The 15,356-nt window shown below is 52.6% G+C and carries 11 protein-coding genes; all 11 read right to left on the bottom strand.

Annotated features, from left to right (window positions below):
* Positions 1-426 precede the first annotated feature (426 nt).
* Positions 427-1,392 (bottom strand): formylglycine-generating enzyme family protein, encoded by a 966-nt coding sequence (locus WFN75_RS05155; protein WP_263616229.1) that lies wholly within the window; start codon positions 1,390-1,392, stop codon positions 427-429.
* Positions 1,393-1,407: 15 nt separating this feature from the next.
* Positions 1,408-2,379 (bottom strand): formylglycine-generating enzyme family protein, encoded by a 972-nt coding sequence (locus WFN75_RS05150; protein ID WP_336995713.1) that lies wholly within the window; start codon positions 2,377-2,379, stop codon positions 1,408-1,410.
* Positions 2,376-4,715 carry a hypothetical protein gene (locus WFN75_RS05145; protein ID WP_336995712.1) on the bottom strand — a complete coding sequence of 780 codons (2,340 nt, stop codon included), beginning with the start codon at positions 4,713-4,715 and terminating at the stop codon, positions 2,376-2,378. Before WFN75_RS05145 ends, WFN75_RS05150 begins: the two co-directional genes overlap by 4 nt.
* Positions 4,716-4,724: 9 nt before the next feature.
* Positions 4,725-7,247, bottom strand: a complete 2,523-nt coding sequence (locus WFN75_RS05140; protein WP_336995711.1) for a type VI secretion system Vgr family protein — start codon at positions 7,245-7,247, stop codon at positions 4,725-4,727.
* Entirely contained in the window at positions 7,234-7,779 is a 546-nt protein-coding gene (locus WFN75_RS05135; protein ID WP_336996223.1) for a putative T6SS immunity periplasmic lipoprotein, read from the bottom strand. The genes WFN75_RS05140 and WFN75_RS05135 overlap by 14 nt, the downstream gene beginning before the upstream one ends.
* Positions 7,776-8,336: a type IV secretion protein Rhs gene (locus WFN75_RS05130; RefSeq protein ID WP_336995710.1), complete on the bottom strand. Its 561-nt coding sequence runs from the start codon at positions 8,334-8,336 to the stop codon at positions 7,776-7,778. Before WFN75_RS05130 ends, WFN75_RS05135 begins: the two co-directional genes overlap by 4 nt.
* Positions 8,336-10,975 carry a type VI secretion system ATPase TssH gene (gene tssH / locus WFN75_RS05125; RefSeq protein ID WP_336995709.1) on the bottom strand — a complete coding sequence of 880 codons (2,640 nt, stop codon included), beginning with the start codon at positions 10,973-10,975 and terminating at the stop codon, positions 8,336-8,338. The genes WFN75_RS05130 and tssH overlap by 1 nt, the downstream gene beginning before the upstream one ends.
* A gap of 160 nt (positions 10,976-11,135) precedes the next feature.
* Positions 11,136-11,627: a type VI secretion system effector Hcp gene (gene hcp / locus WFN75_RS05120; RefSeq protein ID WP_233802084.1), complete on the bottom strand. Its 492-nt coding sequence runs from the start codon at positions 11,625-11,627 to the stop codon at positions 11,136-11,138.
* 1 nt (position 11,628) lies between these two features.
* Positions 11,629-13,350: an OmpA family protein gene (locus WFN75_RS05115; protein ID WP_336995708.1), complete on the bottom strand. Its 1,722-nt coding sequence runs from the start codon at positions 13,348-13,350 to the stop codon at positions 11,629-11,631.
* A gap of 3 nt (positions 13,351-13,353) precedes the next feature.
* The gene (tssL, locus tag WFN75_RS05110) at positions 13,354-14,007 is read right to left on the bottom strand and encodes a type VI secretion system protein TssL, short form (RefSeq protein WP_336995707.1); all 654 of its coding nucleotides are present in this window, start codon (positions 14,005-14,007) and stop codon (positions 13,354-13,356) included.
* Positions 14,004-15,344: a type VI secretion system baseplate subunit TssK gene (gene tssK / locus WFN75_RS05105; RefSeq protein WP_336995706.1), complete on the bottom strand. Its 1,341-nt coding sequence runs from the start codon at positions 15,342-15,344 to the stop codon at positions 14,004-14,006. The genes tssL and tssK overlap by 4 nt, the downstream gene beginning before the upstream one ends.
* Positions 15,345-15,356: the final 12 nt, after the last annotated feature.

The raw sequence follows: 15,356 nt of genomic DNA, 5'->3' as shown, positions 1-15,356 counted from the left end.
TCTTTTAATAATGTAGGTGCTGAATTTGTAGGGATATAGCTTACCAAAATAGCCATCTTTTCTTATTCCCCAGGAAGATTGACAGGCAAATTAACGTCGACTGCCATAATGAACAGTGTTTTTGAATCTGAAGGTTTCAGGATCCGCATTCCATGTCAGTTCCATGAATTTTTCACTTTAGGAAAGCTGCTTATCCACTATATTGAGGAACAGGGGTAATTCATATTCTTTTAGGTCTGCTATTCCAAATTTCTTTATTCACTTTGCATCAAAAATTTTCTATGATGCAACGAGTTCATCACCCTCCGTAATGACATTGAAGGGAATGTCTGAACAATAATTTAATTCCAGCAACTGTTTTTTGAGTTCAGCTAGCGTTAACTCGTTGGGGCTAATGATGAGAGTACTCATCTCTGCAAATTTCCATTATAGTTTGATTGGTGAAGGGACATTGACCACACAGCGGGCGGTTGTTCCTGTGGGGCCAGTAGGATTCTGTACTTTATAATAACGAGTTATAGTTAAGCCCGATGGAAATCCCGGAGTTGGGTTGGAAGCACCCCTTAAAACTTTCCAATACTGATCTTGGCTTTTATCTTTCACAACTGGCTTATCTGGACCTGGAGGGTTATTTTTAGGGGATTTAGAATAATAATCTGGGTCATACCAGTCTAGAACCCATTCTTTTCCGTTATCTGCCATATTGTACAATCCTATAGGAGAAGGAGGGAATTTATCTACAGGAAAATGCACCAGAGATGGATTAAGCCCATTAGGCTCCGCAATTTCATCACGATCTTCATCAGTCGCAAAGTTTTCACCTTTGCCGGTTTTATTATTAATCCTCAACGTGCCGTCATCAGTCGCTACGATTACATACAGTCCCCGATTACGTGCTGCGTACTCCCATTGTGCCTCTGTCGGCAAGGAAAACGGTAATCCGGTTTCCTTTTTTAACCAAGAACAATAATCAGACGCTTCTGTCCATGAAACTATTGCTGGACTATTTTTTAAAAAAACCATATCTGCAAGCATCTTATCAACATTTTTGACATCAAATTTCTGGGCAGGTAAATTATTTGATGCAAGAAAGAAACTATAGTCCTCATGTGTTATTTTGAATTTCGAAATTGAATAGCTTGTTAGCTCAATCTCATGAACAGGTTTGTTATTCTTATCTGGAGTACAATATTGTCCACCTTTACGCATTTTTGAACAAAAATCTCCCATCCAGAAAGTGCCTCCCTGAACAAACACTTGTTCAGATTTTGCTCTCTGTAGAAAAGTCTGCAGTTCCTTTTTTTGTTGCGAAGTTAGGCTCACTGTTGCCTGCCCTGTATTATCACAGCCGCTCAAAGCAAATATGATGCCGGGAATGATTATTTTTTTCATTTATTCAAAGGTTCATTAATGATTTGTATTTGTAGGGGTTGTGGTATTTACTACACAACGGGCTGTAGTTCCTAAAGGCGCCTCTGGATCTTTTACCTGGTAATAACGAGTAATAGTTAGCCCGGATGGAAATCCAGGAGTCGGGTTGGAAGCCCCCCTTAAAACTTTCAAGTACTGACCTCCAGTTCTGTCTTTTACAACCGGTTGATCGGGCCCCAAGGGTTCCTTTTTTCGAGATTTAGAATAGTAATCAGGGTCATACCAGTCAATAACCCATTCCTTTCCATTATCAGCCATATTGTATAAACCTAAGGGAGATGGAGAATATTTATCAACAGGAAAACTAATTAATGACGGAAGTATTCCATTAGGTTCACCAACCTCATTCCGATCTTCATCAGTCGCGAAGTTTTCACCTTTCCCCGTTTTTTTATTAAGCCTTAACGTGCCGTCATCAGTCGCTACGATTACATACTGACCATGGTTACGAGCTGCATATTCCCACTGTGCCTCTGTTGGCAATGAATACGGTAATCCGGTCTCTTTTTTTAACCACAAGCAATAATTAGAAGCCTCTGTCCATGTAATTATTGCGGGGCTATTCTTCAAAAACGTCATATCAGAAAGGGTTTTATTACGCCATTCTTTGTCAAAGTGCTGTTTAGGCTGCCCAGTTATCTCTAGATAAAATACATAATTTTCATGGGTTATTTTGAACTTTGATATTGAGAAGTTACTCAGTTCAACCTCATGAACCGGTTTGTTATTCTTGTCAGGCGTACAATACGGCCCACCATTACGCATTTTTGAACAAAAATCGCCCATCCAGAAAGTGCCTCCCTGGACAAACACTTGTTCAGATTTTGCTCTCTGTAGAAAAGTCTGCAGTTCCTTTTTTTGTTGCGAAGTTAGGCTCACTGTTGCCTGCCCTGTATTATCACAGCCGCTTAAAGCAAATATGATGCCGAGAATGATTATTTTTTTCATTTATTGGCTGGCTTCAATCTATTTTTAATGGTAGGGTCTGCGGGTAAAAAATAACAAAGTGATGAGTAAAATGGGCTATCATCGCAGTGCAAAAAATACTGCTTGCTACAATTCGGGGAGAATGGATATCCAAAAGCAGGTTTTTTCCTGAGCCGATTATAAGTTTCTTTAAAATCTTGCAATGCCAGTTTATTAATTAGTCCATCAAATTCTTTATCACGTGCAAAACCAACTTGTAATGATTTCCTAATGATTTCCTCATTCTCTTTTACAACTTTTATCTCGGCTTCTTTTGATTTTTTCGCTAACGGGCTAACCATACCATTGGGTGTCATTCTTGTGAGAACTTTTAACCATTCACGTTGAGTTTGGATGCTGGATAGAATAGTCAGGACAGCTTTTTTTCTGTTGTGGTTAGTATCAGGTAAAAACCCATCACCTTGGTTTTGATAATCAATATAATCATAAGCACCATCACCAGTCAAAACATAAAGCGATGCACCTTTACCTTCGGGCGTAAACAAGTAAACACTTCCGGGATCATTATTTATATTTGAAGCAAAGTCATTTTTCTTATCTGATGCATCAATAGCCTCTTTTAAATCTGATGATGTTTTTCTTATAAAATTAGCGAAATCTAAAGCCACATCACTTGCATCAGCAACCATTTCCGAGAAGTAATTTGAATATATCTTTTTACCTCCCATAACCAATATATAAGTTAAAGCCATAAATGCATCTTTCTTAAAAATCTTAAAATGTTTAAAGTCCATACCATAAAGCTGATAAACCGCCCATATCGCGAACTCTTTAAACATTAGAGGTGTGATTTCGCCCTGCACATCCCCCTTAGCTCCAGGCCCGAGGCATAGACCTGCAGAGGTATGGAATTTAAACTTTCCGTTTTCAAACACAAATTCACAGTCGCCAGATAGTCCGGCACCTAGCTGAAATTCGCCGCCGACAGAAAGAGATGCAAAATCAGTAAACTTGCCCAAATGCGATTTATCTTCTTCACTTTTCTGGTCAATGAGAAACCGCTCCAGTAATTTCGTATCTGTCCCTAAGGCCTTTACCATTCCAGGCAACGCCTCTACAAGTGAATCAAATGGTTTCAGCCACTGTAGAGCCCCACCTATCGTACACCCCGATTTAATACCCGCAAACAGTTCAACCTTAACTTTTGTAACTTCTGATGGCTTGCCATCTGTATTTACTAGCACACCGTTTTTGCGCTCTTCAAATCGGGAGCGAGGTGCACGTAACCCCATAATTTTTTGCTGGTCATCACAGGAAACAAACTGCAGATTACCTTCAATCTGGGCAGAAGCACCCGCATAGCCTGTTAATCCGGTTTCGATTCTTGTTCGCAACATTCCCAGATTAGCTTCCTGGCTCTCATCATTAATAATGAATTTCAACTGCCAGCCAATCCTATCGGGCATGTAGATGGATGAATCCACCTTCCCGTTGAATAGAGCAAGTTCCGCCTTTGCTTCTCCCTTGATGGCCCCCTCTTTTTTTTCGGGATCCAACGATGCATTGTAGGCTGCATTCGATGAAAATCGCAGGAACTGGGCTTCGGCAGAAACATCAATAATTTTGCCTTCTTTTAGATACCCGTCGTATTCATTATTCCATGCTGTAGCCCAGTCTGTCAGCGTAGTTTCATAGTCAATATTTGCACCTGTCTTTTTGGTTTTATCCATCATCTCCTTAATGGATTCCTGTGCATTTTTGATTTTATCAGCTAAGACTTTTTGATCAATGCTAGTGATATTTCCTTCAGAATCTTTTTTATACACATCTTCTGTCCCAAAGATTTTGAGGTTGATGAGATTCAGCTTTCCACTTTGTTTAAACGATTCATAGTCAGAGAGTTTTATATATGAATAGAATCGGCCATAGCACCCTTTTTTCAGAGGTTCGAAGGGAATTAATTCGACGATCGGTTCGTATCCATTTTGCTCATCAAACTCACCAATTTCCTGATGAAGATCATCTGTTGTTTTTCTCAGAATATTCTCTTTTTTTATAATGGCATTTTCATAATGAATCAGTTCATTTCGATTAGTAATATCGGGGAGTTTCTTTCCGTACTCTTCAACCGCGTCTGAATATTCCTGCTTTGCCTGATGCAGTTTTGCCATCAATATACCCAATGTATTCATTTTATCGTCAAAAGACCGGGCATCGGCTTCAGACAGAAAAATGATTTCTAGCGTTTCAATTCTGAAATAGCACTGGCACGATGCATGATATACATCAACGGTATTCATATCTTTTTTGCTTAGAGTATTAGTTGCAGCCGGAGCATTTTTTTCATTCATTTTCATACATCCCTGTTATTCAAAAAACAAATTAATTCCAACAGGATCAAGGCCGTAATGTGCCTGTGTCAATCCGTGTTCATCCGTGATCCCTCGAATAACTTTACCGTCAGGTGTTTCTATACGATAAGGGACGTGTGGTTTGGGTTGGTTATCTGCTTGATCAAGCACGCGGAAACGTCCATTCATCGTGTTTTGATACTGTGGATCAGCAACGGTTATAGGATTAAGAGCCTTTTCAAGAGACGCACTTCCTCCCCAGGATATGTTCCCACTTTTGAGATCAATATTTCCCGGAGCGCCTATTTCAACCGAGCCATCTTTGATTTTGATATAAGCCCCTCCGATACTGGTCAGAGTGATCCCCTGGGCCGCATTCAGTACGATTTCATCGTCCACACTATTGATGATCATTGCTTTGCTGGACTGCAGGCGCATCTCGTCCGTCTGGGCCTGAATGTCGACCATGCCCCGTGCAGCCAGTATCTTCATGCCCATCCTCTGTGCAAAGAGGCTAATTGCATCACCCACAGCGACCGTTAGACGCTTCAGAATGGTGATATCTGCGTTTTCACCAGCAGTGGCTGTCAAGGTATGTCCAGCCGCAAGCTGTATATTTTTAGGGGTAGTCAGCCCGATCCCACCCGGAGCTGTCGCCAGTAAACCCGCAACTTTTAACTGATCCAGTACCTTGGCAAGTTGCTGCTGGGATGCCATATCAGCATCCAGAGCCCCTGAAACCTTCGCGCTCTTAGCCAGCGATGTGACAAGTTGCAGTGATTCCTGTAACTGAGCGACCGCCGCCCCCATGTCCAACATTTGTCCTTTCGCTCCTGGCTGACTGTCCGCGCTGAGTAAAAGACCTTTCCCGCCACGTACAGCCACCCAATTATCAGAGCGAAGCTCAGCACCTTCTCCCCGCCGAACCCCGGAAGCATCCACGTTATGCCCCAGGTTCAGCTGCGTTTTGCCGCCGTACTCGGTGCTGAGCTTGATATGCTCCTCGCCACGTTTGTCCTCCATCCGCAGTTTGTTGTTCGCCGGCGTGCGGATCACGTTGCGGGTGCTGTTCTTCTCCGTCACAGGGTCGACATGGCGGGAGTTGTGCAGGGCATGGGCGATATACGGCCGGTCGGGATCGCCCTCATGAAACGCTATTGCCACTTCCGTCCCCTGAATTAACGGGAAGTGGAAGCCGTACACATCACCGCCGTAGGGTTTGGCGAGGCGCACCGGCATACTCTCCTGGCCCTGCGACTTGTCATCCCGGTCGGCATCAAATTTCACCCGGTACAGGCCGGACGCATCCTGCCAGGCGTAGATGTCGTTAGCCTTTGCGCTTGTGACGCGCGCGGTCATGGTGCCGGTGACTTTCGGGCGCGGCAGCAGTGGCGGACGCCAGCACAGCGTTTCGCTGTACGGGACAGCTATGATATTCACACGTAGTGCATCTTTTCGGCTGGCGGTGAAATGTGTACTGACAATCAACACTGGTGCCTTCAGCACCTCTGGAAGAGTCGGTGGCAGGCTGTCGCTGATGGTCAGCACCTGCGCCGGAGAAAGGGTGGAATCGGTACTGGCAGCGCTAATCAGCGTCTGCCTTGCCAGAAAACGTTCATGGTCGAGCCTGGCATAAAAGTTGGCGGTTTCCGCCTGCGGCTCAATCTTGTCGCCGCGCTCAAGATGGCGCATCTGGTAGTGATACACCTCGCCGTAGGTCATCCCTTCACCGTCGCCCCGCGTCATATCGGCAGGGGCGGACTGGAGTACACTCTGCGCGTCACGGTGGTTGTAATCTTTCGTGGTGACATTCGCTTCCACCACGTTGTGGGCGACGTTCAGCCCCCACACAGAATCCGCCCCGCTGTCGCTCATCCCGGACGGGCTGTTCACCTGCAGTGTTTTGCCAAACATCATCGCACGCTGCGCGTCGGCAAAGTGCACTACTTCCGTCTGCGCATCCTCCTGCAGCGTGAACCAGTAAAATATCCCCACCTCTGCCAGCAGACGCTGAACAAAGGCCAGGTCGCTTTCGTGGTATTGGTTTATCTGCTCGCGCTTCGGGTAGCTGTATTTCAGGTTAAACTCGTACTCCCAGCCTTGCAGTCCGTGCTCCTGTAGCACCTGCTCCACCACCTCGGGCACCGATTTATTGACAAAAAAGCGGTGGGAGCGATGCTGCTTATCCAGCAGGAAAAGAAACGGTTTCAGCGTAACACGGTATAACATCTGGTCAGCAGAGCCGGACAACCTCCGGAAATCAGTAATAACACCGTGTACTTTTTTCTGCCCCGTCAGGGGCTTGAGCAAACCGTCACCCATTGTCAGACTGGCTGGTTTACGCAGCAACTCGCTGGCATCAAGATGTTTGTTTGTACTGGTAAAAATAATGTCGTAACTGTACATCCGGCTCATGCTTTCAGACCCGCTGAACTCTTCAACGTCCAGCGGCGACGGGCTGGAGGGAATATCAAGCCGGTAGCGATTCAGGGTTCCCGACGTCGATAAAACACTTTGCAGACCGTCAGTGAAATTCATTATTATTCACTCCATGAACAGGTTTAAAAGGGTGTTCGCAGGGGACGTAGCGCCTGCTCTGGAAATTCTGAGCATTACTGTTGCTCAACTCGCCATATGGCCTCACCGCTTCCATGTCATTAAGCGGAATGTCGAAAATACAGTCGTTGTGAATTTCTATCCCGGCGACCATTCTGCGCGGTGTGTCTTCATGACGTTTTGAGCGCAGAACATAGCTGATAATAAACTGGCCTTTATCCGGGAAAAGATAAAAAGATGGGGGGATGCACAACAGGTTATTTACAACACGAAGCTTAGGGTCAAACGTAATTTCCCGATCCCTGAATCGTGTTCCTCTCGGTTCGATGGAGATAGTGACAGGTTGATAATCCTCAGACTCTGGAACACTGAAACAAACGCTGTCACCTTTCGTACTGGACACTGATATTTCATCAGGCCGAAGCGCGTCTCCACTCCCAGGACATCCGGTCAGTAACGCTAAGCTGAGCAAAAATAAAATAGCACCCCGGGTGTGCGAAATTATTATTATCACCACGGAAACCCCCGTAACGCATTGGCATATTGTTGACGGATAACATTTTCGGAAATATTTCCATCAAGCGTGACATTATTATTTTTTCTTAGTTCACACCAGTTATCATACCCCTCTGCCTGCAGGGAAAAATGATCGGCAATAATTTGCGCCTGCTGTTCCATCGGATATTCACTCAACAGACGGCCATCCAGTACATAGCGGTAACTTACCGCCCAGCTAATTAGCCCCCGTCCGATGACATTCATCCCCTTTTCCCGTTGCCAGACATGCGCCATTTCATGAATAAAGAGATGTTGCAGGAAAGGAACAGTTAATGCGTAGTCATCTCTGTACCAGTGACGAAAATAGATCTCACCATTTGGGGTCATAGCTACAAAGTCATTTTGCAAGCCAAATGGCAGATAACTGCCGCAGTGGATCCAGACTTTATGATACGGGATCGTTGACCTGAATACCGACTTCGCCAGCGCAATCTCTCCTGGCATCAGTAACCGCAACGTTCCTTCTTTCTTATCCTTTTTTTCTCTGTCCTTCTCTTTGTCATGGATGGTCATTATTCACCTGCCTGCTGTAGTTCAATGACGATGCCCTCGTCCTCATCCCACCCCAGCGCCAGGCTCTGCGGCTTCTTACCCGCCGCCATATGTGTCAGCAGTTGCTGGCTCAGCACCGGCAGTATCTGCTGGTTCAGCAGGCTGTCGATGTTGCGCGCCCCGGTGTCCGGCAGCAGGCAGGCACCGGTCAGCGCGTCCAGCAGGCCGTCCGCTATGACGGTTTTCATGCCGTAGTGGCGCGCCAGGCGTTTGCTCACCTGGTTCAGCTTCATGCCGACGATGGTGCGCATGGCGGCCTGTGTCAGCGGGCGGTAAATAACCGTCTGGAAGCGCGCTAGCAGTGCGGGCTGGAAGTGGTCACGCAGGATGGGGCGCAGCAGCTCGTGCAGGTTCCCGTCGCTGGCCTCCGGCTGTTCCTCAAGCATCTCCATAAGAGGGTCGCTGCCGAGGTTCGAGGTCATCAGGATGACCGTGTTGCGGAAGTCAATTTCGCGCCCCTCGCCGTCGCGCATAAAGCCCCGGTCAAACACCTGGTAGAACAGGTTCATCACGTCCCGGTGCGCTTTCTCGACTTCATCGAGCAGCACCACGCTGTACGGGCGCTTGCGCACCGCTTCGGTGAGAATGCCGCCCTGGCCGTAGCCCACGTAGCCCGGCGGGGAGCCCTTGAGCTGGCTGACGGTGTGCGGCTCCTGGTACTCGGAGAGGTTGATGGTAATCAGCGATTTCTCACCGCCGAACAGCTCGTCGGCCAGCGCCTGTGCGGTCTGGGTTTTTCCCGTGCCGCTCGGCCCGACCAGCAGGAACACGCCCTGCGGGCCGTTCTCCGGCGCAAGGCCAGTTTTAGCGGCGCGCAGGCGCTGAGCAATGGCGTTCAGCGCCGCGTCCTGGCCCACCACGCGCCGGGCCAGGTTATCCTCCAGGCTCAGCAGCTCCGTCTGCTCATCCTTCATTAACGAGGAGAGCGGGACCCCGGTCCAGTCGGCAATCACCGTTGCCACCGTGCGGGCGTCCACGTCCAGGCCCAGCAGCGGGCTGCCGTTCTGCACGCCGGTGAGCCGCTGCTGCAGGTCCGCGATGTCCGCGTGGCGGGAGAGGTCCTGACGGCAGGCCAGCAACTGCTCCGTGAGCCTCAGTTCCTCTCCGTACTGGGTTTCCAGCGCATCGAGTTCGAGGATGATGCCTATCTCTTCCTGTTCAATCGTCACCAGACGTTCGCCGTGGCTGTTATTCCCGACCGCAATATCTTCCAGCAGCGCCTGCTTTTCCATTCCCAGCGCGGTCAGCTGCGCTTTCAGGCGGGTTAGCGGCTCCGGCACGGTCTCGAGGCTCATGCGAATCCGCGCCGAGGCGGTATCCAGTAAATCTACCGCCTTGTCCGGCAGTTGGCGGCCCGTAAGGTAACGGCGGGAAAGCGTGACGGCGGCGCGGACCGCTTCGTCGGTTATGTGCACGCCGTGATGTTCAGCGTAGCGGGATTTCAGACCTCGCAGCATCAGGCAGGCGGTGTCGTCGTCTGGCTCATCGACTTTGACCATCTGGAAGCGGCGCTCCAGCGCGGCGTCGCGCTCGAAATACTGTTTGTACTCGCTCCAGGTAGTGGCGGCGATGGTTCTGAGCTCCCCGCGCGCCAGAGCCGGTTTCAGCAGGTTGGCCGCGTCCGCGCCGCCCGCCTGGTTGCCCGCCCCGATGATGGTATGGGCCTCGTCGATGAAAAGGAGAACGGGCAGCGGGGACTGCTGCACCGCTTCAATGATGTTTTTCAGGCGCTGCTCGAACTCCCCCTTCACGCCCGCGCCCGCCTGCAGCAGGCCGAGGTCGAGGGTGCGCACGGCGACGGGTTTCAGGCTCTCCGGGACGTTGCCTTCGGCAATGCGCAGCGCCAGCCCCTCCACCAGGGCGGTCTTGCCGACACCCGGCTCGCCGACCAGAATCGGGTTGTTCTTGCGGCGTCTTGAGAGAATGTCCACCATCTGACGGATTTCATTGTCGCGGCCGAACACCGGGTCGATTTTGCCGTCGCGGGCGCGGGCAGTGACGTCAAGGGTGAACTTGTCCAGCGCGTTCTGCAGGGCCGGGCTTAGCTCCCCTTCATTTATATCCGCAATCACCGGGCGGCCAACAAACTCCACGTCACCGCCGCTACTCAGGGAAGCCTCCTGCTGCACCTCTTCCCGCTCGTCGGACTGCGTATCCAGTAGCCCACGCAGGCGCTCAAGTTGGCTCTGCCCGGTGGTGGTCAGCGGCCACAGGCCGTCGCAGCGCAGGAGCGAAGGCTTTTCCACCACCGCCATCAGCAGGTGCTGGCTGCGGATGTGCGTCTCCCCCGCCAGCGAGGCGTGCAGCCACGCGTTCTGCATCAGGGTCTGCAAACCGTCCGAGAGCTGCGGACGGCTGCGCACCGAACGCGGAAGTGTCTCCAGGAATGCCAGCAGATCCTGCCATATCGCCTCCATGTTCCACTCGTAGCGGCGGGCAATCACCGTGATGTCCCCCTCGCCCTGCTCCAGCAGCTTCAGCAGCCAGTGCTCGGGGAGGATGTCAGCGTGCGCCCGGGTCTGACACAGGGAGGCGGCCCCTTCCATCGCACGGGCGCAGTAAGGGTTTAGACGACGTAGCAAGATGGCTGGATTTTCCATGAGATTCTCTCTTTGTCAGTTCCGGGCACGCTACCGCCCCTCGCTGTTGACTTACCAAAGCGCATCAGGTCAGGTAGGCAGATAGTGTGTTCTTTGCTGAGCGTCCGTTATGGCAGGCGCTCAGCAAAAAAAGCAGACGGAAAACCGTCTGCCAGGGTAATTACGCAGTAGTACGCTCGTTCCACGAGTCAGAATGAATGATGTTGCCGTCTTTATAGGTCCAGGTGATTTTTTCGTAGCGCAGCTCAATCTGTTCCAGATGGTTGTGCTTCTCGAAGGAGGGATCTTTGACGTCGTGCATCAGCGGGTTCACTTTCACCACCTTCACGTTTTCCAGTCTGGTGTTGAAGTACTCCACTTCCTGGCCCGCGTCGTTGATTTTGTACCACTTGAATTCAGCCGATTTCAGGGTCTGACCGGTGGTCACCGCCTTGTACAGGTACGGGCTGGAGGAGTCGATTTCCTTGGTGAACAGGAAGGGCGTGTGGATACGCGTGCCGGTTAGCTTGCCGGTGTTGTTGTCGGTCGGGATGTAAAGGTTATGCTCCTGCGCCACCACTTCGATGCTGCCCTCACGGTCTTTTACATCCACGGAACCTTTAATGTCCGCGCCGCCGTCGTCCTTGAGCCACAGATAAACAGGAATTGCCATGTTATTTCTCCATTTCATTTTTTAATGCGCCATCATCCTGCGATGGCGCACGGGTGTTGCCCGGCATCTGGCAGGCGTTCGCCTGCGGAACCAGACTGATTTCGACACGGCGGTTCAGCGTCCGGCCTTCCGGCGTGTCATTGGTTGCGACAGGCCGGCTTTCGCCATAGCCCTGCACCGCAAAACAGCTCTCCGGCACGTCGCCGGTGTCGCGCATCCAGTCGCGCACCGATTCCGCGCGTTTAAAGGAAAGCAGCTGGTTGGACTTGTCATCGCCGGTGCTGTCGGTATGGCCCGTCACCACAATCAGCCAGCCGGGTTTCGCCTTGATGCCGACCAGCGAGTTCACCAGCAGCTTCGTGGAACCCGGCTTCAGCGCCCACCTGCCGGTGTCGAACAGCGACATGCTGTCGAGGCGGATCGTCTGCGGTCCCTGCACGATCTGCTTGATGATCGGACGAGGTGGAGGTGGCGGCGTCCAGTCGTTTATGGCTGCCTCCACAGACGGGATCAGACGCATCCCCTGATACAGCCCCAGACCGTAGCGCAGCGGCTCGCCGCGACGCAGCCAGTCATCAAGCAGGCGGCTATCGGCGCGAAGACGCTGCTGAGCCTGCAGTTTTGGCTCAGGGGGCGTACCGCTGAGGCGGTAATAGACGGCAAGGTGATCGCCAACGCTGCGGACCAGCCGCTGGTTGTTAATAAAGGAAGCCAGCATCGCCAGCGCGAGGAAAAGAAAACAGACACCCCCAGCCAGACGTATATCCTGCATCCGGCGACTGACACCCTGGCGGCGCGGCAGATACGGAAGAAGGACATCCGGGAGAGAGAGCATTTCCGACACGGGCGCACTGTCCGGGGCGAGCGTGGTGATCTCCCCTATTTGCTGCTGCCAGAGATTATCCGCAACGGCAGAGACCGGCGTCAGACTGATACCGCAGGCGCAGAGTGTCAGGGCCGGAAGTTCGGCCTGTCGGGTACTCAGCGGCGGGGTAATATGACGCTCTGTCAGCGCCAGTACGCTGTTCAGCCAGAGCGCGTGGTAGAGCCGGAAAGCGTGACCGACGGCCTCACGCTGCCAGTCCTCAACCGGAAGTGGAACATGGCTGCTCTGACGCACCCGCACTCCCGGCAGGTCTGGCGTCACGGTAAACCAGCGCTCCTCTTGCGGGCATTCGCCGTCCGGCGGCGTTACCCAGACTGTGCTCCAGACCGGCGGCAGGCCATTCAGCCACGCGCGGCACTGCGCAATACTTCGCCGCCATCCGCGCAGCGACTGCACCAGCCCCTCTTCTGAATGATGCTGCTCCGGCACGACCGCCAGCAGTACCGAAACCTGGGGTATCAGGTCAGGACGGGCGTTCGCCAGATGCTGGGCCAGCAACGGCAGTTGCTCAGTATTCTCTACCCGCAGATACCAGCCCTGGCGCGTTTCCCGATGCGCCAGACCCTGCGAAAACAGCGATGCGGTATCGCCACAGACGAACACCACTGCCCCCTGAAATCCCTCCGGCGGCAGACTGCTCTCTTCGCGCTGCTCACGGGCCGCAGATAGACGCAGAAACCGTCGCCACTGCTGCCACAGCACCGCGCCGCCCGTCAGTAAAATACACAGGCAGAGGGCAAACCGACTCCCGCCGGAAAGCGGCCAGAAACCCAGGACCAGCCACAGCGCCAGTACAGTAGCGAGCATCATCAGTACTACCCGGGATAATTCACGCATCCCTTATCCCTGCCCTGCAATATGTGACACCATCTGCGCCAGTACTGAGGAAAAGGTGAACCACAGCGCCACCAGCACCACAAAGCCTGCCGCCCAGCCCAGCCAGTAGAGCCTGCGTCCACTGCGCAGCCCTGGTGCCTTGACCACCACAGGCGAATCCTGCGTCAGGGTAAAGGGCGGGACATGCTCGCTGAGCGCACGGATCACGTCCTCGCGCCGCTCGTCATTTTGCGCACGGTATTCGCCGACAAAACCGAGCTGTAACGTCCGGTACAGGCAGGTCAGTACCGCAACATCCGGCGCGGGTTCCCGCAGGATGAGGCGGATGCGCTCCCACAGCTCTTCACCCGCGTTCAGGGTGCTAAAAAACCGGGCCTGCAACGGATCTTTACGCCACCTGCGGTAGCCATCATCCTGCCTGTCACGGTTGAGTACGCTCTCATCCAGCAGGGCGCAGTAGGCATATAACATCCGGTCACAGCTCAGCTCGCTGAAGCCCGCCTGAGTCAGAGATTCGCGGGCATCCTTCACCCACCGGCAGGCGCGGCGGTAAAGCGCCTCGCCGTCCTGGATCTCATGGCCACTTCGCAACTGGCTGACCATCAGCCAGCCTGGATAAAAGGTTTGGTTAATCAGGTTTATATCCGGGGTATTCATGAGCGCAGCACCGCAAAGAGTTCAAGTTTCACGTCACCCAGCGATTGCGGCGTGTAGAAGGTGCAGTTTCCTGCTTCCAGCATGGCGCGGGCCGCATCGGTGGACAGGTCAAGCGCAAAGTACTGGTTCTCCAGACGCAGCGGGATAGCCGCAGGGACATGGCTCAGCGGTTTAATGACCATGCCGCTCAGGGCGATATTGACCACCTCAGACACATCGTCATGGCTGCCTGCTTTACACAGCTGCGGGAAGCGGGTCTGCAGTTCGTGGTTTGGCATGGAAGAACGCACGGAGAGATAGAAATCGGCGCCTTCGCGCAGCCGCGCATCGTGCAGTTTTCCGCGCCAGATTTCCTGGTCCTCACCCTGTTCCAGCGCAATGGCGATAACCCGCGACGGCAGGCTGGCCTCCAGAAGATGGTCCAGAAGGGTAAACAGCGGCGGAAACACTCGCTCCGGCGTGTCGTGCCGGTAAGGAGGTATATCGCCGGCGTTGTGCTCGAGAGAAAACGTCAGCAGGCTGCCGGCAAGCCGTGCCAGCTCCCGATACAGCAGTTCAGGGTGGCGTGTCGGCGTCTGGTGCAGCTCTGTCAGCACGGGCTCGGCGCTATTTAGGGCATTAAGCAGCCAGAACAGGGAAACGTCCGCCACGGCGAAATCCGCCATCCGCTCATTGCTTTCACGTCGCATCGACATCAGACGCTTACGTCGTGCTGACAGGCGGTGCAGGAGATCCCTGAGTTCACCCGTCAGGACGGGACTGGCCTCCAGCGACAGTAGCGGTGGGATAAATTCGGCATCCCGAACCCACTGCCCCTGCGTATTGCGGGTAAGCCTCGCCACCGGGCAGGTCAGGTACGCGCTGTTTTCCTGAGTGGACATCCGCAGCGTCAGCGCATGACGCAGTACCGCCAGATCGCTACGTTCATGACCGGCAAGCTCCTGAACCGTCATCCGCTCAGACATCCAGCGACGAGGACGGGCGCTGTCGCGCCCGTCATCCAGATTACCGCCGTTCGCGCTGAGCAGGGGCAGACACAGCAGCACCTCCACACTCTCTTGCCCCACTGCGGACACATCACATACCGGCGGCAGGTTATCCGCCAGATCCGTGTCCACCAACGTTCCGTCGGCAAAACGTACCGCCAGACGCGTGGCATTGAGGCGGGAGAGCGACAGTGCGCTGTCGTCAAACTCAGCGCACAGCACACCCCAGGGATGCGCCAGCGCCATTCGCGCGACGTTATCAGCAACGTGCGCATCCCAGCGGGCCTGCTGCTGGAACTGTTGTGGGGCCAGAAACGCCCCGTCACTCCATAACGGACGATAAATTTTCATCCCTGCTACCGC

Source organism: Leclercia sp. UBA7405 (assembly GCF_037152215.1).
In the GTDB taxonomy this organism is placed as follows: Bacteria; Pseudomonadota; Gammaproteobacteria; order Enterobacterales; family Enterobacteriaceae; genus Enterobacter; species Enterobacter pneumoniae.
This window is presented reverse-complemented; position numbering and strand designations above follow the sequence as displayed.